This window comes from Mesorhizobium sp. ESP-6-4 (genome assembly GCF_020164735.1).
Classification (GTDB): Bacteria; Pseudomonadota; Alphaproteobacteria; order Rhizobiales; family Rhizobiaceae; genus Mesorhizobium.
On sequence record NZ_JAIUGS010000004.1, the window covers coordinates 310,713 to 336,628 of the forward strand.

Here is a 25,916-nt window from a genome sequence, read left to right on the forward strand (position 1 = left end):
TCGTCAGCCCATCAATTCGATGTTGTTGATGATGTCGTCGGTGACGACACGGAGCCGGCCTTCGCACCGACGCCAGCGCTCTCAGGACCCGGACGCTGGGCCGGCACCAGAAGCCTTGTGTTCTGGACGCCGTACTTCCAGGGATCGACCATCTGCATGGCGGTGTTGGACGCCTGCGCGTTGCCGGCCGCCAAGGTCACCCCTTCGGCGCGTACATAGTCGTCGCTGGTGCAACCGCCGGCGAAACCGGCAAGCAGCAGAGCGATGCAAACGGGGATGCGCATGGCCTTAATCCTTTGGCAGATCGAGGAAGTGGCCGGACGCGGCGGCCGCCACCGGGCGGGCGGCGCTGCCGTCAGCCAGCGCCACCGGACGCTTTGACGCCGAGGCGTTCACTTCTTCGGTGTTGTTCAGGAAATAGTCGGCGGGACTTGCCGGCTGGGTACCGTCGGTCGGCTCGACCATCTTCTTCGAGGGATCGACCGGCTTGACCAGGTAGGGCGTGACGATGATCACCAGATCGGTCTCGCGCCGCTGATAGGACTTCGAGGAAAACAGCGGGCCGAGCACCGGCAGCTTGCCGATCCCCGGCACCCGCGATGTCGTGATGTCGTTCTGCGACTGCAGGAGGCCGGCGATCATGAAGCTCTGGCCGTTCTTGAGGTCGACCGATGTCCTGGCGCGGCGCACGATGAAGGCCGGAATGGAAATGCCGCTGCTGACCTGGATGGAAGCGGACGGGTCGATCGAGGACACTTCCGGCGCGATGTCGAGGCTTACCAGCCCGTCCTTCAGCACCGTCGGCGTGAAATCGAGGCCGACGCCGTACTTCTTGTAGGTGACGCTGATCTTGCCATTGTCTTCGGAAACCGGGATCGGGAACTCGCCGCCGGCAAGGAAGCTCGCCGTCTGGCCCGAACGCGCGATCAGGTTCGGCTCCGCCAACCGCCGCGCCAGGCCGCGTTCCTCCAGCGCCTTGATGGCGATGTCGATCGAAACGCCGTTCGACAGCAGGCTGCCGATGATCTCGCCTGTTCCGGCCCCCGTCAGGTTTCCCCCATCCGGGTTCAGCACGACTTTGCGGTTGCCGATGCCATAGGCGAAATTGGCTGCGTATTTGGCGCCGAGATCCTGCCCCGCCTGGCGGTTGATCTCGACGAAGCGGACATTGAGCTGCACCTGCTGCGAGGACGAGATGTTGACCGAGTTGATGACTTCCTCATTGCCGGAAAAGCGCGACGCAATCTTGCTGGCTTTGTCGGCGGCGACCGCATCGTCGGCTTCGCCCGACAGCACGACGCGCCCGTTTGCCGAGCCAACCTTGATCTTGGCGTCGGGCACGCTGGCGCGGATGGTGCTGGCCAACTGGTCGGTGTCCAGCGTCACCTCGATGTCGATGGTGCCGACAAGCTGCTTGTTCTGGTCGAACAGGGCAATGCCGGTGGTACCCAGGTTGTTGCCGAGCACATAGAAGGATTTGTCGGTCAGCGGGTTGACGTTGGCGATCTCCGGATCGCCGATGACGATCTGGTAGAAGGCGGCGCTCGTCATGATCGTCTTCGGCTTGCCCTTGGCGACCTTGATCGAGGCGTTCTTGTTCGCCGAGACATAGACGACGTCATTGCCCGCCCTTGCCGGCGCGGCGACGGCAAGCACTGTCGCCGCCAGCGCAATCACGCCGAGAAGACGCCATCCCCCGGTCGTCCGAAATGTATCAAACCCGAACATCTTGCCCCGTCCCCGCCGGTCCCCACCGGCTATTGCTGCAGTTCCTGCGGCGGTTGCCGCGAAGGAACCTTGTATTCCTCGACCTTGTCGCCGCGCGTCACGATCACCGTCTTGAATTTCGGCTCGTCCTGGTCCTTCGTCACCGCATTGACGAGCGAGGCGGCGCTCGCCTGCGCATTTGCGGCAACCGAACCGCCGAAGGACGAGATGGTCGTCAGCCCGCTTTCGCTGGCGCTGGCGTCGGCGGCCGACCGCAGCGACAACGACAGCGTGCCGACGGTGCGGGCAAGCGCCACCTTCTGCGCCCCGTCGTTGGTCACCTCGATGGTCACCGAATTGGCGACTTGCGGCTCGGTCTTGCGTTCATCGGCGCCCTGTCCGACCGAGAGCACCTTGGCATCGGAGACAACGATCTCGGACGTGACGGTCGAGCCGGCAGCCCCTTGAGCATTCTTGGACACTTCCTGGATGTCCCCAGCATCGCGCGTCAGCACGACGTCGACGCGGTCTCCCGGCGTGATGAAGCCGCCGACGCCGGCGATCTCGTCGGTGCGGATGGTGACGGCCCGCATTCCCGCCGACAGCATGTTGGAAAGCGTGGCGCGGCCGTTCGGTCCCGACAGCTTGGTGAGCAGCACCGGTTCGTTGACCTCGATCGGCGACAGCACGACCCGGCTGCCATCCGCAAGCAGCTTGTCGATTGTCGGGAAAGCGCCCTGCGGCAGTGAATCCTGCGGCCACGGAATCTCGGCGAGTTGCGGCCGTCCAAGCTCCATGCCGTAGCGCAGCGGCGCTTGCGCCACCACGATGGTCTTGAACTCGACCTTGGGCTGCTGCGGCGCCACGACGACCTTGACCTCGGCCTGAGCCTTCGCCTGGCTCTTGACCCAGAAATCCGCCGCAAAGATCGAGATCGCGCCGAAAACGGCGGCGATGCCGATCATGGTTATGGCCTTGCCCCTCACAGTGGAACCCCTGACGCCCGTGGTCTTTTGTTAGTTGGGTCTCACGCTAGGCGTTAATGTTAAAGAATCAGGAATCCCGCGACCCGCCGATCGCCCTATTTCGGCCGGCTTGGTTATCGAATGGTTTTGGAATAAGAGACAGTTTTATCCCTGAACGGAACAGGAACTCGTTCGCCCGCCAAAAGCGTGGCAGTATCGAGGAATGATTCGCATTACCGGACGCTAGGCCCAGCATGGACGACAGCAACGACCTCTTCGGCAAGATGGAAAAGCCGGCACAGCCGGTGCGCGCGCCGTCACGCCCGGCCGATCCGCTGGTGCAGGCCGCGAAGCGTTCGACCGCCACCCGCGACGGCAGCGAGGGCTACAGCGCCGCCGATATCGAGGTGCTGGAAGGGCTCGAGCCGGTGCGGCGCCGTCCGGGCATGTATATCGGCGGCACCGACGACAAGGCCATGCATCACCTGTTCGCCGAGGTCATCGACAATTCGATGGACGAAGCGGTGGCCGGCCACGCCACCTTCATTGACGTCGAGCTTTCCGCCGACGGCTTCCTGACCGTCACCGACAACGGCCGCGGCATCCCGGTCGATCCGCATCCGAAATTCAAGAAGCCGGCGCTCGAAGTCATCATGACCACGCTGCATTCGGGCGGCAAGTTCGACTCCAAGGTTTACGAGACCTCCGGCGGCTTGCACGGCGTCGGCGTCTCGGTCGTCAATGCGCTGTCCGACCACCTCGAGGTCGAGGTCGCGCGGGGTCGTCAGCTCTACCGGCAGCGTTTTTCGCGCGGCGTCCCGGTCAGTGGATTGGAGCATCTCGGCGAGGTCCACAACCGCCGCGGCACGAAGACCCGTTTCCATCCTGACGAGCAGATTTTCGGCAAGGGCGCCGCCTTCGAACCGGCGCGCCTTTACCGCATGACGCGCTCGAAGGCCTATCTGTTCGGCGGCGTCGAGATCCGCTGGACCTGCGATCCGTCGCTGATCAAGGACAAGGATCAGACGCCGGCAAAGGCCGAGTTCCATTTCCCCGGCGGCCTCAAGGACTATCTCAAGGCGACGCTGGGCGACGAATTCCAGGTCACGCGCGAGGTTTTCGCCGGGAAGAGCGACAAGCAGGGCGGCCACGGTTCGCTCGAATGGGCTGTGACCTGGTTCGGCGGCGACGGTTTCCTCAACTCCTATTGCAACACCATTCCGACCCCCGAAGGCGGCACGCATGAGGCCGGCTTCCGCAACGTGCTGACGCGCGGGTTGCGCGCTTACGCCGACCTCATCGGCAACAAGCGCGCTTCGATCATCACCACCGATGACGTGATGATCTCGGCCGCCGGCATGCTGTCGGTGTTCATCCGCGAGCCGGAATTCGTCGGCCAGACCAAAGACAGGCTGGCGACGATCGAGGCAATGCGCATCGTTGAAAACGCCCTTCGCGACCCGTTCGACCACTGGCTGGCAGACAATCCGCAGGAAGCCTCTAAGCTTCTGGACTGGGTCATCGCGCGCGCCGACGAACGCGTGCGGCGCCGCCAGGAAAAGGAAGTCTCGCGCAAGAGCGCGGTGCGCAAGCTGCGCCTTCCGGGAAAGCTTGCCGACTGCACGCAGAACGCCGCCGCGGGCGCCGAGATCTTCATCGTCGAGGGCGACTCGGCCGGCGGCTCGGCCAAGCAGGCGCGCGACCGCGCCAGCCAGGCAGTGCTGCCGCTGCGCGGCAAGATTCTCAATGTCGCCTCCGCCGGCAACGACAAGCTTGCCGCCAACCAGCAGATTTCCGATCTCATCCAGGCGCTCGGCTGCAGCACGCGTTCCAAATATCGCGACGAGGATCTGCGCTACGACCGCGTGATCATCATGACCGACGCCGACGTCGACGGCGCGCACATCGCTTCGTTGCTGATCACCTTCTTCTATCAGGAGATGCCGAACCTGATCCGCGGCGGCCATCTCTACATGGCCGTGCCGCCGCTCTATTCGATCCGGCAAGGCGGCAAGGTCGGCTATGCCCGCGACGACGCGCACAAGGACGAGTTGCTGCGCACCGAGTTCACCGGGCGCGGCAAGGTCGAGATCGGCCGCTTCAAGGGCCTGGGCGAGATGATGGCCTCACAGCTCAAGGAGACCACGATGGATCCGAGGAAGCGCACGCTTTTGAGGGTCGACGTGATCGACGCCGAGCAGGCCACCAAGGATGCCGTCGACGCGCTGATGGGCACCAAGCCCGAGGCGCGTTTCCGCTTCATCCAGGAGCGCGCCGAATTCGCCGAGACGGACGTGCTGGATATCTGAACGCCGTCCGGTCCATAACAGGCTCCGGCACGGAGAACCGGTGTGACCTGGACGCGGTTTAAAGAGCTTGTCGAGAGGCCCTTAAGCGGTCTGACGCAGCCGACCCGTTCGGACTGGATTTTTGCCCTACGCACGGTTTCGGCCGGACTGGTCGCGCTGCTTGCCGCCTATGCGCTGAAGCTCGATCATCCGCAATGGGCGATGATGACGGTGTTCATCGTCGCGCAGCCGGTCGCCGGCATGGTGCTGGCAAAGGGCTTCTACCGGCTGCTCGGCACGCTGGCCGGCGGTCTCGCCGCAGTCGGCATCACTTCACTGTTCGGCGCCGACCCGTGGCTGCTTGTCACCGTGCTGGCGCTCTGGATCGGCGTCTGCACGCTGGTCTCGTCGCTGTTGCGCAATCCGGAAGCCTATGGCGCCGCGCTTGCCGGCTACACGGCGATGATCATCAGCCTGCCGGCCCTCGGACAACCGCATATTGTCGTCGACCTCGCCGTCGCGCGTTGCGCGGAGATCGTGCTCGGCATCGTCTGCGCCGGCGTCACCAGCCGGTTGATCCTGCCAAAGCTCGCGGCCGACGCTATCATTTCCAGGTTGAAGCGCAGCATCCTCGACCTTGCCGAATATGCCGGCGGCGCCTTTTCCGGCGGCGACCCGGCGAGCCTCGCCGCGCTCCAGCGCAAGCTGATCGCCGATGCCCAGACGCTCGCCGAGATGCGCACCTATGCGCGGCTGGAAGCGCCGAGCTTCGCCACCCGCGCCCATCCGGTGCGGCGCACGATCGGTCAGCTTCTGTGGGCGCTTTCGGCGGCGCGCGCATTGCACAGCCACCGCAGGCCGAAGAACGCAGCGCTCATTCCCATGCGCAGCGAATTGAAAGCCTTCGTCGGTGAACTGGCGGCGACGCCCGGCGCGCTCGATGACACAGGGCCATGGGTGGCAAGGCTCGACGCGATCGCGAGCAAGGCCAGGGAGATGCCCGAACTGCCCAACGATACCGGCTCCAACGATAACGGCGAAGACAAGGTCGGCACCATCACCCGACTGACCATCGCCGGCGATTTCGCCGAGGCGCTGAAGCAGGTGATACGCGGGCTGGAGGCGCTTCGCTCGCCCGTCTCCCGCAAATCGAGCGAGCGGGGCCAGCCGGCGCTGGTTGTCCACCGCGACTACCAGGCCGCATGGCGCAATGCCGTGCGCGCCGCGCTGGCGACGTTGCTCGTGGCGATCTTCTGGCTGACGACCAGATGGTCGGAAGCCGCCGGCACCGTCATCCTGGTCGCCGTCGTCTCCAGCCTGTTCGCATCGCGCCCGGATCCCGTGCAGTCCGCTTGGGGTTTTTTCACCGGCACGCTGATCGCGCTGCCTTTTGCCTTCCTTGTCGGCCAGGTCGCGCTGCCGGCGTTGCCGGGCTTCGGCTGGTTCACCCTCTTCGTCGTGCCGATCCTGGTGCCCGCGGCGCTCGGCATGGCCAATCCGCGCCATGTCGGCGTCGCCACCGCCTTCGCCATCAACTTCCTCGCCTTCCTCAGCCCGCATCAGCAGATGATCTACGATCCCGGGCCGTTCTTCGCCGGCTCGGCCTCGATCCTGGTCGGCATCCTGATTGCCATCGGCGTCTTCATTGTCGTGCTGCCCGCCGATCCCTGGGTCACCGTGGAGCGCATCTCGCAGGCGATGCGCGAGGACCTGGCCCGGCTTTGCCTGCATGAGCGCATTCCCCGCCGTTCGGCCTTCGAAAGCCTCGCCTATGACCGGATCAATCAGTTGATGCCGCAGGTCCAGCAGACGGGCCGCAAGGGCGATCCCATTCTCGGCGGCAGCATCGCGGCCGTCACCGTCGGACTGGAAGTGTTGCGGCTGCGCCACGCGCAACTGAACTCCGCCGTTCCGCACGAAACAGTCGAGTCCATCGGCAATTTCCTGCGCGCCCTGGCGCGCGAATTGCTGTTTCGGCAACCGGGCGAGCCGCAGACCGCGACCATCGCGGCGGCGAGGCAATACGCGGCCAGCATCGCCCAACGCAGCGATCGGCTCGAAATGCTGCAGATCGCCGCCTCGCTGCGCATCATTGCCGCGGCGATGGAAGATTACCCGGATTTCTTCGCGAAGGGTCGCGCCTAACCACCTCGGGACGTGTCTGGTTTGGGCCCTTTCCGGGCATAGGTCCTTGCTGGACTGGTCGACACCTTTTAGGTTGGACACATGGCGCTCAAGCGGATGGACAATGTCGGAATCGTCGTCGATGACCTCGACAGCACGGTTGATTTCTTTCGCGAGCTCGGCCTTGAACTCGAAGGGCGTGCCGCGATCGAAGGAGAGTGGGCCGGGCGTGTCACTGGGCTCGGCGACCAGCATGTTGAGATCGCCATGATGCGCACGCCGGACGGCCACAGCCGGCTCGAGCTGTCCCGCTTTCTCAGGCCGCCTGTCATTGCGGATCACCGCAATGCTCCGGTGAACGCATTGGGCTATCTCCGGATCATGTTCGCCGTGGACGACATCGACGACACGCTGGAGAGGCTCCGCAAGCGCGGCGCTGAGCTCGTCGGCGAAGTCGTCCGGTACAAGGACGCGTATCGCCTTTGCTACATCCGTGGACCTGAAGGCCTTCTCATCGGCCTCGCCCAGGAACTCAGCTGAGACGTGATATGTGTCCTTAGGCGGCGGCGATGGCCAGCGCGTGCCCACGCGCGTTTTCGCGCAGGGCGTCGAGATGGATCGACTTCACCAGCCCTGCGAGATCGCCCTCGGCCGCTTGGCCGCCGAGCTCTTTCAGCATCAGCCAGCTCACTTCCTGAACGCCGGCGACACGCCGGCCATTGGCGACCTCGCGCCAGACTTTCAGCGCCCTCAGGATGATGCCATGCGTGGCCGGCGCAAGCCCGGCGCTGCGGAACAGCGCCTGCAGCGCAACGTCGTGCCCGCCAGCGAGAAGTGCCGTCACCCGTTGCTCGGATTGTCGGGCTAGAGCCACCAGGGTCGAGCCGAAGAAGTCCACCTTGCCATGCGCGATGGTGCGGATGATGAAACCGGCGGTGAGGTCGCCGCGCAGCCGCAAATGCTCGATCAGCGCCGCATGCTCCTCCATGCGCGTTCCCTCGATCAGCGTCACCGAGGCTTTCACGCAGGCATCACGCATGACGCGATCGGCGCGCGCCGCCCCCATCATCGCCAGCACCAGCGGCGAACCTTTCAAGGTCTCGCCGAGCTTGACCAGCAACATGTGCCGGCAGTCGGCCGGCAGGCGCCGATCGGCAATCAGCGCCTCGCGCACCAGTGGCAGGTGGCCGTGCCGCTCGGCCATGCGGCGGAAGCTCAGCGAAGCGATCTCGGCGCCGCTGTTGCCGATCAGCGCGGCGCAGGCTTCCGGTTCGCCGATCTCGGCGATCGCCGCCGCCAGCGACATCGAGACGACCGGACGGTTGGCGATCAGCTTCTGCGTCACCTTCTGGCCGCAGGCGACGCGCTCGACCAGATCGGCATCGGTAAGCAGCGGCGAACGCGCGAGCACCAGCGCCGCCACTTCCGGCTGGTCGGCGGCCAAGGCGCTGATCACCTGCGGCGGCGCGTGATGGCTCATCGACAGCGCCTCGGCAAGCGCCAGGCGCACCTTGGACGAAGCGTCGTCCAGAAGCAGCGTCAGCGCCGCCTCGGCGGCACAGCGATCCTCGAACGGCAGATCGGAGTTGATATAGGCGCGCGCCAGCGCGCTCGCGGCGGCGGCACGCTCGGAAACCCTTGCCGTATCAATCCATTTTAGAAAATGCGAAACAACCATACCGACCAGCTGCGCCCTTGCCGGAAGGTCCCGGCCCCGTTGTGAACGGTAGGCTGCAAATGGTTTACGAACGGTTCACCATGTTTCTTAACCGGCTTGATGGGGGCGCAGCCAACGCCTATCAAGCAAGGACATCGGAGGAAATCGAACCATGGCCGGGCTTTATCTGGAAGAGTTTGTCGTCGGCCATGTCTTCCGCCACACGCTGCGCAAGACTGTGACCGAGAGCGACAACATGCTGTTTTCGGTAATGACGTTGAACCCGCAGCCCTTGCACATCGATTTCGACTTTGCCGCGAAAACCGAATGGGGCAAGCCGCTGGTGAATTCGCTGTTCACGCTCGGCCTGATGATCGGCATCTCGGTGAACGACATCACCGTCGGCACCACGGTCGCCAATCTCGGCATGAAGGAAACGGTGTTCCCGCATCCCGTCTTCCACGGCGACACCATCCGGGTCGAGACGACGGTTGTCTCCGTGCGCGACTCCAAGTCGAAACCCGATCGCGGCATCGTCGAGTTCGAGCACCGCGCCTACAATCAGAACGATATTCTTGTCGCCAAATGCACCAGGCAGGCGATGATGCTGAGGAAGGCGGCCTGATGCGCTCGCTGCTGTTCGTGCCCGGCGATTCCGAACGCAAGCTGGAAAAGGGATTCGAGGCCGGCGCCGACGTGGTCATCGTCGATCTCGAAGATTCCGTTGCCGCCGCCAGCAAGGCGGCGGCGCGCGCGACCGCGGCCGGGTTCATCTCGAGTCAAAGAGACCGGACGGGTTCGGCCATCTATGTGCGGGTCAACGATCTTTCCACCGGCCTGACCGACGACGATCTTGCGGCGCTCGTCGTGGCGAAGCCCGACGGCATCATGCTGCCGAAGTCGAACAGCGGGCAGGACGTCCAGCAGCTGGCGGCAAAGCTGCGAGTGCACGAGGCCGAGAACGGGCTTCCGGACGGCGCCATAAGAATCCTGCCGATCATCACCGAGACCGCGGCGGGCGTGCTGGCGGCGGCGAGCTATGCCGGCGCAAGCGCGCGGCTTGCCGGCCTGACCTGGGGCGCGGAGGATTTGTCCGCGGCAATCGGCGCGCGCGCGACCCGCGACGAGAGCGGCCGCTACACCGACGTGTTTCGCCTGGCGCGGACCACGACCATTCTGGCGGCCGGCGCGGCCGAAGTCGCCGCCATCGACACCATCTTTCCCGATTTCCGCGACATGGCCGCCCTTGAGAAGGAATGCCGCGAGGCCGAGCGCGACGGCTTCACCGGCAAGATGGCGATCCATCCGGCGCAGGTGCCGGTCATCAATGCCGCCTTCACTCCATCCGCCGAAGCGGTCGGGCGATCGCAGGCGATCGTCGACGCCTTCGCGGCGGCGGGAAATCCGGGCGTCGTCGGCATCGACGGCAAGATGTACGATCGGCCGCATCTGCGGCTGGCCGAACGGCTGCTCGCGCGCGCCAGAGCAAATCCAGGAAAAGTGTGAGCGGTTTTCCGTCCGGAATTGCGTAAAACCAAGGAGATAGAGCCGCAGGCAGCTCCGCCTGACCGCTACCACACCATTGGGATCAGTCTGTAGCGAACGCGCGCGGCGTAATCGTCATAGCCCCGCAGGCCGGTCCGCAAGGTCCTTTCCTCGATGAATGTGCGGATGCCGAGCAGGACGATGAAGACAAGCACCGACGCCAGTCCCCACCAGGAACCAAGCAGCAGCGCCGTGCCGGCGAAATAAAGTATGGCGCCGGCATACATCGGATGGCGGACATAACTGTATGGGCCGGTCGTGATCACCTTCTGCCCGCGCTCGTCCTGGATCTTTACGACAGGCGCCGCGAAGCTGTTTTCCAGCATCGTCAGATAGCAGACCCATATCCCGACAAGCAGGACCAGCGCACCTATCACCTGCACCCACACGGGAGCTGCCGACCAGCCGAAACGGTAGTCGAGCCCCATCAGGACCAGCCAGGCGAAGATGCCGAGCAGCAATATGCTCAGCAATATCTTGTCGGCAGCCGTCTGGGTCTTCTGGATCGGCGGGCGGAGACGCTCATTCATCAGACCTGGATCGCGCCATGCGAGCGCAATGCCCATCGTAAGGCTCAGCCCGACCATCACGACTATGTACACCCAAGCTCCGGTCCAGTGCAGCGTGCCGGCCGACAGAAACAGCAGCACGCCCATGATGCCGAACCATACGAATGTCTGGAAAACCAATCTCGAGATCATGACCAACCTTCCGTGACGTCCCCCACCACTATTGGCCACCCGCTGCCGCCGTTCCTCCGAAAACCCGCAAAAGGTCCTAACCGGCCCAGGGACCGGCGTAATCGGCATAGAGCTTTGCCGGATCGGGCCGCGGTCGCTCCGGCGCCGGCCCCTGATAGGAGCCGATATGGACGAAGCCGATGACACGCTCCTGCGGCGACAGTCCGAGGATTGCCCTGCCCTCCGGAACGTCGGAATACCAGTTGCTGATCATGTTGGTGCCATAGCCCAGCGCGTTCGCCGCGATCATCAGGTTCATCGCCGCCATGCCGCCCGACAGGAACATCTCCCATTGCGGGATCTTCGGGTTCTCCTTTGGTACCGACACGACGCCGATCACCAGCGGCGCGCGTGAGAAGCGCGCCAGCTCCTGGTTGCGCCGGCCTTCCGGCAGCGGTCCCTCGCGCTGTTCGGCAAGCGCCGCCAGCTTCTTGCCGATCTCGATGCGCGCCTCGCCGCGATAAAGGATGAACCGCCATGGCTCGAGCCGGCCGTGGTCGGGAACGCGCGAGGCGGCTGCGATCATGGTCGCGATTTCGGCATCGCTCGGCGCCGGTTTCTTGAGGTCGGGTATCGGCGCGGAATTGCGGGTGAGCAGGAAGTCGATGATCGGCGACGCCATCGGCGCAAGTCTCCTAAGCATTCAATAGCATTCAATTTTGAGCTGAAGCACGCCATCGGGAGGTAGGGCGGCTCGGGCGGTGGCGTTTTGCGCCGAATAAGAAGCCGCCGCGCAAGGCGGCGCGCTTCTAGGGCATGATGCCGAAAAGTGTGAAGCGGTTTTCGGACGACATCATGCTCTTCTTTGACTTAGAGCCGGATTCAGATTTCAGGTCAATTCGACCTGAAATCATCCGGCTCTAGGCCTTGAAATTGCCACCGCCTTGGGCTTCAACGCAAGGCATGTTTGAGGGGATCTTGCGCCTTTTCGTGATCGCACTCGTCGCTGCGTTGTTCGCGGTGCCGGTTTCCTTCGCGCTGGCCCAGAACGCCAACGACATCGGCGACATCAAGCTTCCAGGCATTTCGAGCTACGCAACGCCGAAGGCCGGGACGTCGCTGGCGCTCGGCAACGGCGGCGCCATCACGCTGTCGGCGCAGTTGACCGACAAGGGCGCCGACATCACCCGCGGCATCGTCTGGCGGGTTTTCGGGCCGCAGCCCGCCAGTGATGGCAAACTGCCGATGGTGGCATCCGCCCATGGCGGCACGGCCGTGTTCCAGCTCGACCCCGGCAGCTATCTTGTCCATGCCTCCTACGGACGCGCCGGCGCCACCAAACGCATCACGGTCGGCAAGGAGGCAAGGCGCGAAAGCCTTGTGCTCGATGCCGGCGGCCTGAAGCTTGACGCGGTAACATCCGGCGGCGCGCCCATCCCGTCGAAGAAACTGCGCTTCTCGATCTATGAAGGCCAGGCCGCGGCCAATGGCGACCGGGCGCTGATCGCCCCCGACGTCGCGCCGAACACCGTTGTGCGGCTGAACGCCGGCACCTATCACGTCGTCTCCACCTATGGCGCGGTCAACGCCGTGATCCGCTCCGACATCCGCGTCGAGGCCGGCAAGCTGACGGAGGCGACCGTCGAGCACCGCGCTGCCGAGATGACGATGAAGCTGGTGCGCGAGCCCGGCGGCGAGGCCATCGCCGACACGTCCTGGTCGCTGCTCAACGAGAGCGGCGATCCGATCAAGGAAGCGGTCGGCGCCTTCGCCTCGATGGTGCTGGCCGAAGGCCAATACACCATCATCGCCAAGAACCGCGACCGTATCTACCAGAAGGATTTCACGGTCGTTGCCGGCCAGAACCAGGAAATCGAGGTCGTGGCCAACGAATCCTCAGCCATCGACCCCGAGGAAGGCGCGGACTGATCGGGCTGATCAGGCTGCCTTGCGCATCCGCTTCGGCAGGAACGGCACGCGGCCACGCTGCGCGGAAGGCGTCGCCAGGTCGAAGACCGCGCGATAGAGGCGATCGAGCAGCGCCTTGCGGTCGCGCAGCGGCTCGAGGTCGCTCCATCTCAGCACGTCGCCGATGCGCACCTCAATCGCCTTGCCGGACAGTCGCGCGAATTCGCGGATAAGCAAGGAGGTGCGCAGCGTCAGCGACGCCTTGCCGATGAATTTCGCCACGCGGTTGTCGCGCTCGGCCATATTCATCGGGCCGCTGACGAGATGGAACAGGCGGCCGTTCTGACCGGAGAAATGCATCGGGATGACCGAGGCCTTGGCGTCCTGGACGAGCTTGGCCGGGAACATCTTCCACGGCAGGTCGATGGCGCGGCCGAAACCCTTCGGCGCCGTGGCGACGCCGCCGGCCGGGAACACGACGATGGTGACGCCTTCCTTCAACAGCCGCACCGCTTCATGGCGCACCGCCATGTTGTTCTTCAACGCTTCCTTGGTCTCGGAAAAATCGATCGGCAGCGAATAGGGCTCCATCTCGCGGATCCTGAGCAGATCCTTGTGGATCATGACCCGGAACGGCCGGCCGAGCTGCTCGGCCAGCGACAGCACCGCAATGCCGTCGCCGATGCCGAAGGGATGGTTTGCGACGATGACCAGCGGCGTGTCCGGCAGCGCTGGCGGCGGCCATTGCACGGCGTTGCGGACCTTGACGTCGATCAATTCCAGCATGCGGCTGAATACGCGGTCGCCTGTCGGCACAACCTGGCGACGCCAGAAATCGTAGAGCACGGCGAAGCGGTCGCGCCCCGACAGGCCCTCGACCGAATGGATGAACCAGCGCGTCAGCACCGGTTGATGCGGGTTGGCGTAGGAAAGCTCGGGAAACCGTCTTTCCCGCAGTTTCAACTTGAGCATGGCGGCTCGTTACAAGGCTGGCGTGACAGGCATATGAAAATGGCGGTGGACACGCACCGCCATTCAAGGAAGCGCTGGTAAGTCAGGCTGCGCGACGCTTGCGGTCGGGCGAGACCGCCTCGTCGGAAAGCTGCTTCACCGCGTCGTCGAGCTTCAGCGATTCCTGGTCGCGGGAGCCAAGCCGGCGGACATTGACGGTTTCCTCTTCCGCCTCGCGCCTGCCGCAGACGAGGATAACCGGCACCTTGGCGAGCGAATGCTCGCGCACCTTATAGTTGATCTTCTCGTTGCGCAGGTCGGCTTCGGCGAGCAGCCCCGCGGCCTTCAGCCGCTCGACCACATTCAAGGCGTACTCGTCCGCATCCGAGGTGATCGTCGCCACCACCACCTGCAGCGGTGCGAACCACAGCGGGAAATGGCCGGAATAGTTCTCGATCAGGATGCCGAGGAAGCGCTCCATCGAGCCGCAGACGGCGCGATGCACCATTACCGGCTGCTTCTTCTCCGAATCCGAGCCGATATAGAAGGCGCCGAAGCGCTCCGGCAGGTTGAAGTCTACCTGCGTGGTGCCGCATTGCCATTCGCGACCGATGGCGTCCTTCAGCACATATTCGAACTTCGGCCCGTAGAACGCACCCTCGCCCGGATTGATCGAGGTCTTGATGCGGTTGCCGGAGCGCGTGCGGATCGTCTCCAGCACATTGCTCATGATCGCTTCGGCATGATCCCAGGCCTCGTCGGTGCCGACGCGCTTGTCCGGCCGGGTCGACAGCTTCACGCTGACCTCCTCGAAGCCGAAATCGGCATAGGTCGACAGGATCAGGTCGTTGATGCGCAGGCATTCGGCCGCGAGCTGCTCCTCGGTGCAGAAGATATGCGCATCGTCCTGCGTGAAGCCGCGCACGCGCATCAGCCCGTGCAGCGCGCCCGACGGCTCGTAGCGATGCACATTGCCGAACTCCGCAAGCTTTACGGGCAGTTCGCGGTATGACTTCAACCCATGCTTGAAGATCTGCACATGGCCCGGACAGTTCATCGGCTTCAGCGCGAAGACGCGGTCGTCGTCGGTGTCGTCGCCGGCGACCGTGACCTTGAACATCGCATCGCGGTACCAGCCCCAGTGTCCCGACGTCTCCCACAGGCTCTTGTCCAGCACCTGCGGCGCATTGACTTCCTGATAGCCGTGCTCGTCGAGGCGGCGGCGCATGTAGTTGATCAGGTTCTGCACCATCTTCCAGCCCTTGGCGTGCCAGAAGACGACGCCCGGTCCCTCTTCCTGGAAATGGAACAGGTCCATCTCGCGGCCGAGCTTGCGGTGGTCGCGCTTCTCGGCCTCTTCCAGCAGGGTCTGGTAGGCATCGAGTTGCGCCTGGTCGGCAAAGGCTGTGCCGTAGATGCGCGTCAGCATCGGATTGTTCGAGTCGCCGCGCCAATAGGCGCCCGCCACCTTCATGAGCTTGAAGGCATTGCCGATCTGCCCGGTCGAAGCCATGTGCGGACCGCGGCACAGGTCGAACCACTCGCCCTGTGCGTAGATTTTGAGGTCCTGGTCCTCCGGAATGGCGTCGATCAGTTCAAGCTTGTAGCGCTCGCCCTTCTCGGCGAAGACCTTCTTCGCCTTCTCGCGCGACCACACTTCCTTGGTGAACGGCTTGTTGCGCTGGATGATCTCGCGCATCTTCTTTTCGATCACCGGAAAATCGTCCGGCGTGAACGGCTCGTTCCTGGCAAAGTCGTAGTAGAACCCGTTCTCGATAACCGGCCCGATCGTCACCTGCGTTCCCGGCCACAGCTCCTGCACGGCCTCTGCCAGCACATGCGCGGCATCGTGGCGGATGAGCTCCAGCGCGCGCGGATCCTCGCGAGTGATGATCTCGACCTTGCCGGACGTGCCGAGCGGATCGGAAAGATCGCGAACGGTGCCGTCGAGGCTATAGGCGACAGCCTTCTTGGCCAGCGACTTGGAGATCGATTCGGCAAGACCGGCGCCGGTCAGCGCCGCGTCGTACTCGCGGACCGAACCATCGGGAAATGTCAGGGAAACGGAATTCGGCATCAGGATTCTCCTATCCAGTCCCGCAAACGAGCGCGGGTGGTGAAATGCATGTCGCTGGATGCGTTGCGGCTTGCAGAGGGTTAGCCGGAGGCGTCCGGCGCGGCAGTCTTTTATGAGGAGTTTCCGCCGCCGTAAAGCCGCAACCCGTTCTATTTGACGAGGCCGGGCAAATCCTTCAGGAACGCCGCCCGCGTCGCGAGACCCTTCGGCTCTCCGGTACGCTTGGCATCGACGACTAGCCTTGCAAAGACGATGCGCCGGCTCCCCTTCTCGGCCCAGCCGACGAACCAGCCAAGCGAGCGCTTGCCGTCCTGGCCGAGCCTGGTGCTGCCCGTCTTGCCTTGCACCGTCCAGTTCCCTGCCGCGAAGGTCGGTAGGATCGCCCTGGTCATCTCATGCGCCTTCGCCGACACCGGCATCTTGCCGGCGAGCAGCTGGCGCAGAAACACCGTCTGCTCGACCGGCGATATCTCGAGCGAGGAATTGATCCAGGATTGCGTCAGCCCGTTGTCCTTGCCGGCATCGCCCGAGACATCCTTGTTGCCATAGCCGAATTTCGACATGTAGCCGGCGAACTTCTCGGCACCGAGCCGCCGCGTGATCTCGCGCGAATACCAGACGATGGAATCGCGCTCCCAGATCGTCGGATCGACGGTCTTCTGGTCGCGCTTCGCCGCCTTGAACTCCGGCTTGTACTCCCAGCTCGGCGTATGCTCGTCGCTCAGGATGCCGGCATCGTAGCCGATCAGCGCCAGGGGCACCTTGAAGGTCGAGGCCGGACTGACACGCTGGTCGCAGACGCCGTCCTGGTAAAGTGTTGCGCCGCTTTGCTGGTCCTGGATCAGCGTGCAGTGGATGTCGCCGAGCGGCGCCGATTGCGCCCGCACCGGCAAGCCCAGCATCCAGGCCAGCAGGAAAAGGACGATGGCGAAAATGAAAGGATAGCGGTCCATCTGGCGCAAGGCGAAGTCACTCCGGAATGAGATTGCAGGAGCGGCTTAGCGAGGCGACTTGTCTCGATTTTGTCTCAAATTCCCAGTGTTCGTGCAGCTTCGCGTTAACCCTACCGGATCGTTAAAATCCGCGTCGCGCGGGACGGCGAAGCGATCAGATTTCGGGCTCGCTGTGCCTTTTGCCGATCCGCCAATAGCGCCAGGGCATGAACCAGACATAGCGCTGGGCAAGCACCTCCGGCACGCGGTCGATGCCATGCGTCCCAAACGGCCCGCAGCGCAGCACCCGGAACAGTCCCATCCAGCCGCCCGCCCACAGGCCATGGCGGGCAATCGCCTCATGCGCATATTCGGAGCAGGTCGGCAGGTGCCGGCAGCTGTTGCCGACAAAGCCGGACAGCGTCAGCTGGTAGAGGCGCACGAGCGAGGTCCCCAGGATGCGCCCGGGCGTCTTGCGCCAAGGCCCCGGCCAGTTGCGCCCGCGCTGGATTGGCCGGCCATCATGCGTATGTCCGGGATGGTCGCCCACCCGCATCTCCGCGGTTGTTTTGCTACGCGATAGATGTGTCCTTCCGACCTCGAACGCAACGCCCTTTCCCCTCATGGCCTGCGGCGACGGACAGGATGCCGGTCGGCCACTGGCGCATGGAACTGCCGGGCCTTTCCTCGCACCAGCCGGGGTGCCGGCTCGTGTCGCGCCACTGAAACGTCGCGATCAGCATGACGTCGCTCAGAATGGCCAGGAACTGATTCATGGCAGTGCTCCTTTGAGCACCGATTAGACTGCCACTGGCCTTCCCTCTCAAACGAGTATAATTTCCGCTTCGGATAACCTGAGGTTATGCGAATGAAGCGTGGCCGGCTGCCGCTGACGGCTCTCAGGAGTTTCGAATCTGCCGGCCGGCATTTGAGCTTCAGCCGTGCGGCCGAGGAGCTTTACGTCTCGCAGGCTGCGATCAGCCGGCAGATACGAGAGCTCGAGACCTTTTTGGGCAGACCGCTGTTTCTGCGCCTCCATCGCCGCGTCGAGCTGACGGATGCGGGACATCTGCTACTCGACCGATTGGTCAGAAGCTTCGACGACATCGATCGCGTGCTTTCGGAGCTCACAGCCTCGCCCGCGGAGGCGATTGTCCGCGTCAGCGTCGAACCGTCGCTTGCCGCCGTATGGCTGGTGCCGCGGCTCAATCGCTTCCGCCAATTGCGGCCCGATATCGATGTGTCGCTAGAGGGCGATCCGCGCCTGATCGAGTTCCGCAGCGATCAGCCCGAGCTCGCCTTGCGTTTTAGCGCCCACGCCACGTCATGGCCGCGTGCCGAGGCCGAGCGCCTGGCCTCGACTGTCGATTCACCGGTCCTGTCGCCGGCGCTGCTCGCCTCCGGCCCTCCGCTGGAAAAGCCGATCGACCTTCGCCATTACACGCTGCTGCATGAGGAAAACCGCCAGGGTTGGGCGCGCTGGTTCCAGGCCGCCGGCGTGCCCGCCGACGCAGTGCCCGCGCGTGGCCCGATGCTGGCCGACATCTCGCTGTCGAAACAGGCCGCGCTGCTCGGACATGGCGTGGCGCTCGGCGATCTCTTGCAGATCGGCGACGAACTTGCGTCGGGCACTTTGATCAAGCCGTTCGATATCGATGTTGCTTCCGGCGCCTACTGGCTGGTGGCCAGGAGCTTGCGGAATCTGCCGGAACCGGCCAGAGCGTTCGCCGACTGGATCCGAAGCGAGTTCGCTGTGACCAGCGGAGCGGCCTGACCGCTGCGCTCAAGCCGCCTGTTCGGCGCGCTTCTTCTCGATCTGGCCGATCGCGTCGACCACCGCGTCGAAGGTCAGCATGGTCGAGGCATGGCGCGCCTTGTAGTCGCGCACCGGCTCCAGATATTTGAGGTCGGCGAAACGGCCTTCCGGCGGCGCGCCGTTCTCCTTCAGCATCTTCAGCATGGTTTCGCGCACGGCGCGCAATTCGTCGGCGCTGGCGCCGACCACATGCTGGGCCATGATCGAGGACGAGGCCTGGCCGAGCGCGCAGGCCTTCACGTCATGGGCGAAATCGGTCACCACGTCGCCGTCCATCTTGAGGTCGACCGTGACGGTCGAGCCGCACAATTTGGAATGCGCCCTGGCCGTCGCGTCGGCATCGTCGAGCCGGCCGATCCGCCCTATATTCCCGGCGAAACCGAGAATTTTCGCATTGTAGACGTCGTCGATCATATTTTTCCAATCCGTCGCCGCCAAGCGAACAGGCTTTGCCGCTCTCGCGTCTTCCTTTCGCGCCGCTCGAACCATATATAATGGTCGCAGTCGGGCATCGACAAGGCGACGAAAAAGCCGTTGTCCCTGCTCATCTGTTCACGCCGCTTGCGGGATGGAAATGGGCGATTTTCACCCAAAAGGTCGTGGTCCGTTCAACTCGTTCCACCTTTGAGTGGGACTACGGGAGACGCCTTTATGGATGCCGTCATCAAGAAAATCATGCCCCCGTCCGAATATTTGGAAAAGCCCGTCACCGACCGGCCGAGCGAAGCCGAGGTCGAAGCCGCCGTGCGCACGCTTTTGCGCTGGACCGGCGACAATCCGGACCGCGAAGGCCTGATCGACACGCCCAAGCGCGTCACCAAAGCCTTCCGCGAAATGTTCAACGGCTATGACATGTGCCCGGCCGACGAGCTTGGCCGCACCTTCGAGGAAGTCGCCGGCTATGACGATCTCGTCATCGTCAGGAACATAAAATTCCATTCGCATTGCGAGCATCACATGGTGCCGATCATCGGCAAGGCGCATGTCGGCTATCTGCCTGACGGCAAGGTCGTCGGCCTGTCGAAGATCGCGCGCGTCGTCGACATCTTCGCGCACCGCCTGCAGACGCAGGAAGCGATGACCGCACAGATCGCAGGCGTCATCCAGGACGTGCTCAACCCGCGCGGCGTCGCTGTCATGCTCGAGGCCGAGCATATGTGCATGGCCATGCGCGGCATCCGCAAGCAGGATTCGACCACGCTGACCTCCACCTTCACCGGCGTCTTCAAGGACACGCCCGAGGAGCAGGTCCGCTTTGTCACCATGGTGCGCGCCGGCGGCTGATCGCCGGCCGTCGCCGGCCTCTAGAAAGAAAGAGCGACCGGCGATGTCGGCACTGCAATTCCCCAAAGCCCCATCCGACAAGAAATCGCTGGAGGAAGACTCCGTCCTTTCTCCGCGCTTCGATGCGGCCGGCCTCGTCACGGTCGTCGTCACCGATGCCGGCGACGGCATGCTCTTGATGGTCGCACATATGAACGCCGAGGCGCTGGCGCTGACGCTTGAGACCGGCATAGCTCATTACTGGTCGCGCTCGCGCAAAGCGCTGTGGAAGAAGGGCGAGACCTCGGGGAATTTCCAGCAGGTCGTCGAGATGCGCACGGATTGTGACCAAGACGCGATATGGTTGCGCGTCAAAGTGTTGGGCCACGACGCAACCTGCCACACCGGACGGCGTTCTTGTTTTTATCGGACGGTGGGGCTCAGCGACGGCAAGGCGGTGCTTGTCGGCGATGGCAGCAAGCCGCTGTTCGATGCGGACCAGACGTATCGGAAGCCGGTGTGAACCATTCGATATTCACAAACCATTCAGATTCACTATTCTCAAATATCCTTTTGGTAGAAGGGATATGGGACAAGGGAGATCATGATGCTCGAATGGGCGTCATTGCGCAGCAGACCTGACGTTCGGGAGGCCAATGGCCCGGCATCGTCCGGCGGCGCGTCTGACCCGACCTCTCAGAAGAAAATCGGCATTTCGCTGGCGCTCGGCGGCGGTTGCGCCAGGGGCTGGGCCCATATCGGTGTGCTGCGCGCGCTCGACGAGGCCGGCATCGAAGTATCGATGATTGCCGGCACCTCGATCGGCGCGCTGGTCGGCGGCTGCTACCTTGCCGGCAAGCTGGACGAGCTGGAGGAGTTTGCCCGAAGCCTGACCAAGCGGCGCATCTTCGGCCTTCTTGATCTCAATCTGCGCGGCAGCGGCCTGTTCGGCGGCATGAAGCTCGACGCGCGGCTGCGCGAGCATCTCGCCGGCGTCCGCTTCGAGAACTTGTCGAAGCCCTTTGTCGCCGTCACTTCGGAAATTCGCACCGGCCATGAGATCTGGCTGTCGAATGGCTCGCTGATCACCGCCATGCGCGCCTCCTACGCGCTGCCCGGCGTTTTCGAGCCGGTGAACTGCAACGGCCGCATCCTGGTCGACGGCGCGCTGGTCAATCCGGTGCCTGTGTCGGTCTGCCGCGCCTATGAGCAGCCGCTCGTGGTCGCCGTCAACCTGCACTACGACCTGTTCGGCCGCGCCGCCGTGATAAAGCACAGCGCCGGCGAACTGGTCGTGGAGAATGACGCGCCGAGACTCGGCCAGCCCGAGCATCAGGCCCATCATACCCGCCTTGGCATCACCGGCGTGATGGTCGAGGCGTTCAACATCATCCAGGACCGGATTTCGCGCGCCAGGCTGGCCGGCGACCCGCCGGACATGTCGCTGCAGCCGAAACTCAGCCATATCGGCCTGACCGAATTCCACCGCGCCGACGAGGCGATCAGCATCGGCTACCAGGCGACGAAGGCGCAGATCAGCGAACTGACCCGGCTGCAGTCCGTTCTGGTGTGATTGCAGTCCACCGCCATTCTCAAGGTGGCCGGCATCACCTGAATATCAGCCCACCTTACGCCAGCGCCGCATCGCTGATGCGGAACTGCACCACGCGGTTGCCGTTCCAGTAATTGCCCGACAATGAACCGGCGATATGCACGGTCCTGCCCCTGTTCTTAAACAGGAATTCGCCGAGCGCGGTGTCGACCGCACGGAACGCTATGGCTTGGATGTTGCCGCCGCTTTGCGACTGCAGATCCACGCGGATGTGGTTGGTGCCGATCGCGCGCGCGTCGGCCAGCCGATGGCGCGGCAGCACGAACACCGGCGCGATGTGCCCGGCCCCGAACGGCCCGGCTTTCTCCAGCGCGTCGAGCAGCGCGATCGTGGCGCCCTCGGCGGCCAAGGCGCCGTCGATCGCCAGGCTTTCCTCGTTCTGCAGGCGAAACACGTCGGCCGCGGCGCGCTCCTCAAAAAAGGCGCGCAGTTCGCCGAGCTTCGCACGCTCGACGGTGATGCCGGCGGCCATCGCGTGGCCGCCCCCCTTGACGATCAGCCCGGCCTCGGCCGCCTCGCGCACCAGCCGGCCGAGGTCGAACCCGGTCACCGAGCGGCCGGAGCCCGTGCCGATGCCGGCCGAATTGAAGGCGATGGCGAAGGCCGGCCGGCGCGCATGATCCTTGAGCCGCGAGGCGATCAGCCCGACGATGCCCGGATGCCAGCTGTTGCTGGCGGTGACGATGACTGCCGGGCCGTTGCCGCCGGCAAGCTCCGCATCGGCCTCGGCGCGCGCCTGTGCCAGCATCTCCTGCTCCATCTGCTGGCGTTCCTGGTTCAGCCGATCCAGTGTCTCGGCAATGCCTGCCGCCTCGACGGGATCGTCGGTGGCCAGAAGCCGGCTGCCGAGCGCGGCATCGCCGATGCGGCCGCCGGCATTGATGCGCGGGCCGATCAGGAATGACAGATGGAAGGTGTTGATCGGCTCGCCGATGCGCGAGACCCGCGCCAGCGCCGCCAGCCCCTCATTCTTCTGTTGGCGCAACACCTGTAGCCCCTTGACGACGAAGGCGCGGTTGACGCCGGTGAGCGGGACCACGTCACAGACCGTCGCCAGCGCCACCAGATCGAGCATCGAAAGCAGGTCGACCGGCGCGGCATTCGGCAGCCTCTCGCGCAGCACTTTGGCCGTCTGTACCAGGCACAGGAAGACGACGCCGGCGGCGCACAGATGTCCCTGCCTCGACAGGTCGTCCTCGCGATTGGGATTGACCACGGCGTCCGCCGCCGGCAGCGGGCCGCCGACCTGGTGATGATCGAGCACCACGACATCGGCGCCGGCTTGCCTGGCCGCGTCGATCGAGGTCGCGCTGTTGGTGCCGCAGTCGACGGTGACGATCAGCTTCGCGCCGCGCGAGATCAAGTCCCGCATCGCTTCCGGATTGGGTCCGTAGCCTTCGAAGATGCGGTCCGGGATGTAGATTTCCGACGGCACCGAAAAATGCGTGAGAAAGCGTTTGATGAGCGCCGACGACGCCGCGCCGTCGACATCGTAGTCGCCGAAGATCGCCACTTTTTCGTGGGCGACGACCGCATCGGCCAGCCTCGCCGCCGCTTTCTCCATATCGGTCAGCGACGCTGGGTTCGGCAGAAGCTCGCGAATGGTCGGATCGAGGAAGCGCGCGGTCTGCTCCACGCTGACGCCGCGCCCGGCAAGCACCCGCGCCACGATGTCGGGCACGCCATGGCCCTGCGCCATGGCCAAGGCAGCCATGTCCTGGCGCTCGGTCAGCCGGTGTTCCCAGGAAACACCGGTCGCCGACTGCCTGACATCGAGGAAGAACCGTTTCTCGCCCGTCATGCGACGCGCCGTCTGCACATCATCCTTGCGCAGATATCAATATGCGACGGCCGGAGCAATTGCGGGGAAGCGGGCAAACCGGGAAAGGTGTGGAACGTTTTCCTTGAATTGCGGCAAAGCGCCCGGACGAAGCGAAATCAGAACTTATCCAGATCCTGGTGACGCGCCTTGATCTCGCGCACCGTGCGCGAGGACGACCGCAGCACGATGGTGTGCGTGGTGATGAAAGTGCGGCCGAACTTCACGCCCTCGAGCAAATTGCCGTCGGTGACGCCGGTCGCCGCGAACAGCACGTCGCCGCGCGCCATGTCCTGGGCGCGGTAGATCCGCTTCGGGTCGGAAATGCCCATTTGGTGCGCGCGCGCCACCTTCTCCGGCGTGTCGAGGATCAGCCGGCCCTGCATCTGTCCGCCGGTGCAGCGAAGTGCGGCCGCCGCCAGCACGCCCTCCGGCGCGCCGCCGGTGCCGAGATAGATGTCGATGCCGGTCTCGTCCGGATCGGTGGTGTGGATGACGCCCGCGACATCGCCGTCGCCGATCAGCCGGATCGCCGCACCCGTGGCGCGCACGGCGTCGATCAGCTTGGCGTGACGCGGCCGGTCGAGGATGCAGGCGGTGATGTCTGAGACGGCCACGCCCTTGGCCTTGGCCAGATTGGCGAGGTTTTCGGCCGGCGAGGCGTCGATGTCGATCAGACCTTCGGGATAGCCGGGACCGATGGCGATCTTGTCCATGTAGACGTCGGGCGCGAACAGCAGGCTGCCCTTTTCCGCGATGGCGATGACGGCCAGCGCGTTGGGCAGGTTCTTGGCGCAGATCGTCGTGCCCTCGAGCGGATCGAGCGCGATGTCGACGGCCGGGCCTTTGCCTGTGCCGACCTCCTCGCCGATATAGAGCATCGGCGCCTCGTCGCGCTCGCCTTCGCCGATCACCACCGTGCCTTTGATGGCCAGCCGGTTGAGCTCCTGGCGCATGGCGTCGACCGCCACCTGATCGGCAGCCTTCTCATCGCCGCGCCCGCGCAGCCTTGCCGCCGCGACGGCGGCCCGTTCGGTCACACGCACGACTTCCATCGTAAGGATCCGGTCGAGACCGGCGGTGATGTCCTGGGCTATGTTCATGGACAGGAATTCCTCGTGAAACTCAACCTCCCGCCAGAGGTGGGCTTCTTCTGGCAAAGCTCCATGACAACGGCAAGACTTGCCCCGTCAATTTTTGAAATGACAGCAAAATCAATCGATTGAAGAGGAAACTGGACTTGGTTTATTCCGCCCGCTCGATGCGGATCACCTGCGGCTTGTCGGTCAGATGACCGTCCTTGGTGATGCCTTCGACGGCCTTGCGCACCGCCGCTTCCGTGGTCTCGTGGGTAACAAGGATGACCGTCTTCTGCGCCTGCGTTTCCGCGCCGGCAGCCTGTTGAACGATCGATTCCAGCGAGATGTCGTTGTCGGCCATGCGCTTGGCGATGGCCGCGAACACGCCCGTGCGGTCATGCACGGTCAACCGGATGAAATAGCCGCCGGCATGGCTGCGCATCTGCGCTTTCTTGTAAGGCTTCAGTTCCTTCGCCGGCCAGCCGAAGACCGGGCCATGCTGGAAGCCCGGCCGGCTCTTGGCGATGTCGGCAATGTCGCCGACGACCGCCGAGGCGGTGGCATTGCCACCCGCGCCTGGGCCGGAAAGCAGGAGCTCGCCCAGGATATCGGTCTCGATCGCCACTGCGTTGGTGACGCCATGCACCTGCGCGATGACCGACGCCGTCGGCACCATGGTCGGATGGACACGCTGCTCTATGCCGCTATCGGTGCGCTGCGCGACGCCGAGCAGCTTGATGCGGTAGCCGAGATCGGCCGCCGCGCGGATGTCGGCCTGGGTGATATTGGAGATGCCTTCCATATAGATATCGCCGGCGGCGATCTTCGTCCCAAACGCAAGGCTGGTCAGGATCGACAATTTGTGCGCCGTATCGTGACCTTCGATATCGAAGGTCGGATCGGCCTCGGCGTAGCCGAGCCGCTGCGCATCCTTCAGGCAGGCGTCGAAGGAGATGCCCTCCGCCTCCATGCGCGTCAGGATGTAGTTGCAGGTGCCGTTGAGGATGCCGAAGACACGCGTCACCGCATTGCCGGCCATCGCCTCGCGCATCGTCTTGATGACCGGGATGCCGCCGGCCACCGCCGCCTCGTAGTTGAGCAGCACACCCTTCTTCTCGGCGATCTCGGCAAGCGCTACGCCATGCTTGGCAAGCAGCGCCTTGTTGGCGGTCACGACATGGCGCCCGGCCTCGAGCGCCGCTTTCACCGAGAGCCGCGCCGGCCCCTCGTCACCGCCGATCAGCTCGACGAAGACGTCGATATCGGCCTTTTCGGCCAGCTTGACCGGATCGTCGAACCATTTGGCGACGCTGAGATCAATGCCTCGGTCGCGTTTCGGATCGCGGGCCGAAACGGCGGTCACAACGATGTCGCGACCGCACTGCCGGGTAAGCTCGGCCGCCTTGTCGCGCAGCACGCGCGCCACCGAGGCGCCCACCGTGCCAAGGCCGGCAATTCCAACACGCAATGCTTCAGCCATGACCGGCGACGCC

Annotated in this window: 25 protein-coding genes; 10 read left to right on the forward strand and 15 right to left on the reverse strand. The window is 64.3% G+C overall.

Going from position 1 to position 25,916, the window contains the following annotated elements:
• Nucleotides 1-11: 11 nt before the first annotated feature.
• Genes LB523_RS11075 through cpaB form a run of 3 tightly spaced genes read right to left on the reverse strand, consistent with a single transcriptional unit; the run spans nucleotide 12 to nucleotide 2,672 of the window.
• Nucleotides 12-284 (reverse strand): hypothetical protein, encoded by a 273-nt coding sequence (locus LB523_RS11075; protein WP_224602696.1) that lies wholly within the window; start codon nucleotides 282-284, stop codon nucleotides 12-14.
• 4 nt (nucleotides 285-288) lie between these two features.
• Nucleotides 289-1,728, reverse strand: a complete 1,440-nt coding sequence (locus LB523_RS11080) for a type II and III secretion system protein family protein (RefSeq protein ID WP_224602697.1) — start codon at nucleotides 1,726-1,728, stop codon at nucleotides 289-291.
• A gap of 29 nt (nucleotides 1,729-1,757) precedes the next feature.
• Nucleotides 1,758-2,672, reverse strand: a complete 915-nt coding sequence (gene cpaB / locus LB523_RS11085; RefSeq protein ID WP_224525372.1) for a Flp pilus assembly protein CpaB — start codon at nucleotides 2,670-2,672, stop codon at nucleotides 1,758-1,760.
• 254 nt (nucleotides 2,673-2,926) lie between these two features.
• Between cpaB and parE the strand changes: the two genes are divergently transcribed.
• The 3 genes from parE to LB523_RS11100 all read left to right on the forward strand — a co-directional run bounded on the left by parE (nucleotide 2,927) and on the right by LB523_RS11100 (nucleotide 7,624).
• Nucleotides 2,927-4,981: a DNA topoisomerase IV subunit B gene (parE, locus tag LB523_RS11090; RefSeq protein ID WP_224602698.1), complete on the forward strand. Its 2,055-nt coding sequence runs from the start codon at nucleotides 2,927-2,929 to the stop codon at nucleotides 4,979-4,981.
• A gap of 42 nt (nucleotides 4,982-5,023) precedes the next feature.
• Nucleotides 5,024-7,105 carry an FUSC family protein gene (locus LB523_RS11095; protein WP_224602699.1) on the forward strand — a complete coding sequence of 694 codons (2,082 nt, stop codon included), beginning with the start codon at nucleotides 5,024-5,026 and terminating at the stop codon, nucleotides 7,103-7,105.
• 81 nt (nucleotides 7,106-7,186) lie between these two features.
• On the forward strand, nucleotides 7,187-7,624 hold the full coding sequence (locus tag LB523_RS11100) for a VOC family protein (protein WP_224525367.1): 438 nt from the start codon (nucleotides 7,187-7,189) through the stop codon (nucleotides 7,622-7,624).
• A gap of 16 nt (nucleotides 7,625-7,640) precedes the next feature.
• Here the strand turns inward: LB523_RS11100 and LB523_RS11105 are convergent, their stop codons facing one another.
• A complete protein-coding gene (locus LB523_RS11105) occupies nucleotides 7,641-8,762 on the reverse strand; it encodes a DUF2336 domain-containing protein (RefSeq protein ID WP_224602700.1) in 1,122 nt (373 codons plus the stop codon).
• Nucleotides 8,763-8,913: 151 nt separating this feature from the next.
• Here LB523_RS11105 and LB523_RS11110 point away from each other — a divergent pair, with 151 nt between their 5' ends.
• Together LB523_RS11110 and LB523_RS11115 are read left to right on the forward strand one after the other, a co-directional pair.
• Nucleotides 8,914-9,366 carry a MaoC family dehydratase gene (locus LB523_RS11110; RefSeq protein ID WP_224602701.1) on the forward strand — a complete coding sequence of 151 codons (453 nt, stop codon included), beginning with the start codon at nucleotides 8,914-8,916 and terminating at the stop codon, nucleotides 9,364-9,366.
• Nucleotides 9,366-10,247, forward strand: coding sequence for an HpcH/HpaI aldolase/citrate lyase family protein (locus tag LB523_RS11115; RefSeq protein ID WP_224602702.1), 882 nt, complete (start codon nucleotides 9,366-9,368; stop codon nucleotides 10,245-10,247). The genes LB523_RS11110 and LB523_RS11115 overlap by 1 nt, the downstream gene beginning before the upstream one ends.
• A gap of 65 nt (nucleotides 10,248-10,312) precedes the next feature.
• On the opposite strand, the gene LB523_RS11120 is transcribed toward LB523_RS11115, so the two are convergent.
• Nucleotides 10,313-10,987: a methyltransferase family protein gene (locus LB523_RS11120; protein ID WP_224602703.1), complete on the reverse strand. Its 675-nt coding sequence runs from the start codon at nucleotides 10,985-10,987 to the stop codon at nucleotides 10,313-10,315.
• Nucleotides 10,988-11,063: 76 nt separating this feature from the next.
• Nucleotides 11,064-11,648: a nitroreductase gene (locus LB523_RS11125; RefSeq protein ID WP_224602705.1), complete on the reverse strand. Its 585-nt coding sequence runs from the start codon at nucleotides 11,646-11,648 to the stop codon at nucleotides 11,064-11,066.
• Between the two features lie 281 nt (nucleotides 11,649-11,929).
• Here LB523_RS11125 and LB523_RS11130 point away from each other — a divergent pair, with 281 nt between their 5' ends.
• On the forward strand, nucleotides 11,930-12,895 hold the full coding sequence (locus LB523_RS11130) for a hypothetical protein (protein WP_224602707.1): 966 nt from the start codon (nucleotides 11,930-11,932) through the stop codon (nucleotides 12,893-12,895).
• 9 nt (nucleotides 12,896-12,904) lie between these two features.
• Here the strand turns inward: LB523_RS11130 and LB523_RS11135 are convergent, their stop codons facing one another.
• From LB523_RS11135 to LB523_RS11155, 5 genes are all read right to left on the reverse strand, one after another.
• Nucleotides 12,905-13,846: a lysophospholipid acyltransferase family protein gene (locus LB523_RS11135; protein ID WP_224543704.1), complete on the reverse strand. Its 942-nt coding sequence runs from the start codon at nucleotides 13,844-13,846 to the stop codon at nucleotides 12,905-12,907.
• A gap of 82 nt (nucleotides 13,847-13,928) precedes the next feature.
• Nucleotides 13,929-15,902 (reverse strand): threonine--tRNA ligase, encoded by a 1,974-nt coding sequence (thrS, locus tag LB523_RS11140; RefSeq protein WP_224602709.1) that lies wholly within the window; start codon nucleotides 15,900-15,902, stop codon nucleotides 13,929-13,931.
• Between the two features lie 149 nt (nucleotides 15,903-16,051).
• Nucleotides 16,052-16,864, reverse strand: a complete 813-nt coding sequence (blaOXA, locus tag LB523_RS11145; protein ID WP_224602711.1) for a class D beta-lactamase — start codon at nucleotides 16,862-16,864, stop codon at nucleotides 16,052-16,054.
• Between the two features lie 145 nt (nucleotides 16,865-17,009).
• A complete protein-coding gene (yidD, locus tag LB523_RS11150; RefSeq protein ID WP_140840402.1) occupies nucleotides 17,010-17,390 on the reverse strand; it encodes a membrane protein insertion efficiency factor YidD in 381 nt (126 codons plus the stop codon).
• Between the two features lie 16 nt (nucleotides 17,391-17,406).
• The gene (locus LB523_RS11155; RefSeq protein ID WP_224602713.1) at nucleotides 17,407-17,610 is read right to left on the reverse strand and encodes a hypothetical protein; all 204 of its coding nucleotides are present in this window, start codon (nucleotides 17,608-17,610) and stop codon (nucleotides 17,407-17,409) included.
• A 92-nt stretch (nucleotides 17,611-17,702) separates the two neighbouring features.
• Between LB523_RS11155 and LB523_RS11160 the strand changes: the two genes are divergently transcribed.
• A complete protein-coding gene (locus LB523_RS11160; protein ID WP_224602714.1) occupies nucleotides 17,703-18,608 on the forward strand; it encodes a LysR substrate-binding domain-containing protein in 906 nt (301 codons plus the stop codon).
• Nucleotides 18,609-18,617: 9 nt separating this feature from the next.
• Here LB523_RS11160 and LB523_RS11165 read toward each other — a convergent pair whose 3' ends face one another.
• Nucleotides 18,618-19,064 carry an iron-sulfur cluster assembly scaffold protein gene (locus LB523_RS11165; protein WP_140627330.1) on the reverse strand — a complete coding sequence of 149 codons (447 nt, stop codon included), beginning with the start codon at nucleotides 19,062-19,064 and terminating at the stop codon, nucleotides 18,618-18,620.
• Between the two features lie 237 nt (nucleotides 19,065-19,301).
• On the opposite strand from LB523_RS11165, the gene folE reads away from it, so the two are divergent.
• From folE to LB523_RS11180, 3 genes are all read left to right on the forward strand, one after another.
• Complete coding sequence (gene folE / locus LB523_RS11170) at nucleotides 19,302-19,934, forward strand: GTP cyclohydrolase I FolE (RefSeq protein ID WP_095765060.1); 633 nt, start codon at nucleotides 19,302-19,304, stop codon at nucleotides 19,932-19,934.
• A gap of 43 nt (nucleotides 19,935-19,977) precedes the next feature.
• Nucleotides 19,978-20,436 carry a phosphoribosyl-AMP cyclohydrolase gene (gene hisI / locus LB523_RS11175; RefSeq protein WP_224602716.1) on the forward strand — a complete coding sequence of 153 codons (459 nt, stop codon included), beginning with the start codon at nucleotides 19,978-19,980 and terminating at the stop codon, nucleotides 20,434-20,436.
• 84 nt (nucleotides 20,437-20,520) lie between these two features.
• Nucleotides 20,521-21,486, forward strand: a complete 966-nt coding sequence (locus LB523_RS11180; protein WP_224525335.1) for a patatin family protein — start codon at nucleotides 20,521-20,523, stop codon at nucleotides 21,484-21,486.
• A gap of 55 nt (nucleotides 21,487-21,541) precedes the next feature.
• Here the strand turns inward: LB523_RS11180 and recJ are convergent, their stop codons facing one another.
• From recJ to LB523_RS11195, 3 genes are all read right to left on the reverse strand, one after another.
• Nucleotides 21,542-23,326, reverse strand: coding sequence for a single-stranded-DNA-specific exonuclease RecJ (gene recJ, locus LB523_RS11185; RefSeq protein WP_224602718.1), 1,785 nt, complete (start codon nucleotides 23,324-23,326; stop codon nucleotides 21,542-21,544).
• A gap of 137 nt (nucleotides 23,327-23,463) precedes the next feature.
• Complete coding sequence (gene glpX, locus LB523_RS11190) at nucleotides 23,464-24,447, reverse strand: class II fructose-bisphosphatase (protein WP_224602720.1); 984 nt, start codon at nucleotides 24,445-24,447, stop codon at nucleotides 23,464-23,466.
• A 142-nt stretch (nucleotides 24,448-24,589) separates the two neighbouring features.
• Complete coding sequence (locus tag LB523_RS11195) at nucleotides 24,590-25,903, reverse strand: homoserine dehydrogenase (protein ID WP_224602723.1); 1,314 nt, start codon at nucleotides 25,901-25,903, stop codon at nucleotides 24,590-24,592.
• Nucleotides 25,904-25,916: the final 13 nt, after the last annotated feature.

What these genes read in the sequence shown, in the direction of transcription:
- hisI (WP_224602716.1), top strand. Translation starts at nt 19,978, where the DNA reads ATGTCGGCACTGCAATTCCCCAAAGCCCCATCCGACAAGAAATCGCTG.
- LB523_RS11075 (WP_224602696.1), bottom strand. Translation starts at nt 284, where the DNA reads ATGCGCATCCCCGTTTGCATCGCTCTGCTGCTTGCCGGTTTCGCCGGC.
- LB523_RS11100 (WP_224525367.1), top strand. Translation starts at nt 7,187, where the DNA reads ATGGCGCTCAAGCGGATGGACAATGTCGGAATCGTCGTCGATGACCTC.
- LB523_RS11125 (WP_224602705.1), bottom strand. Translation starts at nt 11,648, where the DNA reads ATGGCGTCGCCGATCATCGACTTCCTGCTCACCCGCAATTCCGCGCCG.
- parE (WP_224602698.1), top strand. Translation starts at nt 2,927, where the DNA reads ATGGACGACAGCAACGACCTCTTCGGCAAGATGGAAAAGCCGGCACAG.
- LB523_RS11180 (WP_224525335.1), top strand. Translation starts at nt 20,521, where the DNA reads ATGCTCGAATGGGCGTCATTGCGCAGCAGACCTGACGTTCGGGAGGCC.
- thrS (WP_224602709.1), bottom strand. Translation starts at nt 15,902, where the DNA reads ATGCCGAATTCCGTTTCCCTGACATTTCCCGATGGTTCGGTCCGCGAG.
- LB523_RS11105 (WP_224602700.1), bottom strand. Translation starts at nt 8,762, where the DNA reads ATGGTTGTTTCGCATTTTCTAAAATGGATTGATACGGCAAGGGTTTCC.
- LB523_RS11165 (WP_140627330.1), bottom strand. Translation starts at nt 19,064, where the DNA reads ATGATCGACGACGTCTACAATGCGAAAATTCTCGGTTTCGCCGGGAAT.
- LB523_RS11155 (WP_224602713.1), bottom strand. Translation starts at nt 17,610, where the DNA reads ATGAATCAGTTCCTGGCCATTCTGAGCGACGTCATGCTGATCGCGACG.
- folE (WP_095765060.1), top strand. Translation starts at nt 19,302, where the DNA reads ATGGATGCCGTCATCAAGAAAATCATGCCCCCGTCCGAATATTTGGAA.
- LB523_RS11195 (WP_224602723.1), bottom strand. Translation starts at nt 25,903, where the DNA reads ATGGCTGAAGCATTGCGTGTTGGAATTGCCGGCCTTGGCACGGTGGGC.
- LB523_RS11110 (WP_224602701.1), top strand. Translation starts at nt 8,914, where the DNA reads ATGGCCGGGCTTTATCTGGAAGAGTTTGTCGTCGGCCATGTCTTCCGC.
- cpaB (WP_224525372.1), bottom strand. Translation starts at nt 2,672, where the DNA reads ATGATCGGCATCGCCGCCGTTTTCGGCGCGATCTCGATCTTTGCGGCG.
- LB523_RS11115 (WP_224602702.1), top strand. Translation starts at nt 9,366, where the DNA reads ATGCGCTCGCTGCTGTTCGTGCCCGGCGATTCCGAACGCAAGCTGGAA.
- LB523_RS11120 (WP_224602703.1), bottom strand. Translation starts at nt 10,987, where the DNA reads ATGATCTCGAGATTGGTTTTCCAGACATTCGTATGGTTCGGCATCATG.
- LB523_RS11080 (WP_224602697.1), bottom strand. Translation starts at nt 1,728, where the DNA reads ATGTTCGGGTTTGATACATTTCGGACGACCGGGGGATGGCGTCTTCTC.
- LB523_RS11160 (WP_224602714.1), top strand. Translation starts at nt 17,703, where the DNA reads ATGAAGCGTGGCCGGCTGCCGCTGACGGCTCTCAGGAGTTTCGAATCT.
- LB523_RS11130 (WP_224602707.1), top strand. Translation starts at nt 11,930, where the DNA reads ATGTTTGAGGGGATCTTGCGCCTTTTCGTGATCGCACTCGTCGCTGCG.
- glpX (WP_224602720.1), bottom strand. Translation starts at nt 24,447, where the DNA reads ATGAACATAGCCCAGGACATCACCGCCGGTCTCGACCGGATCCTTACG.
- recJ (WP_224602718.1), bottom strand. Translation starts at nt 23,326, where the DNA reads ATGACGGGCGAGAAACGGTTCTTCCTCGATGTCAGGCAGTCGGCGACC.
- LB523_RS11135 (WP_224543704.1), bottom strand. Translation starts at nt 13,846, where the DNA reads ATGCTCAAGTTGAAACTGCGGGAAAGACGGTTTCCCGAGCTTTCCTAC.
- yidD (WP_140840402.1), bottom strand. Translation starts at nt 17,390, where the DNA reads ATGCGGGTGGGCGACCATCCCGGACATACGCATGATGGCCGGCCAATC.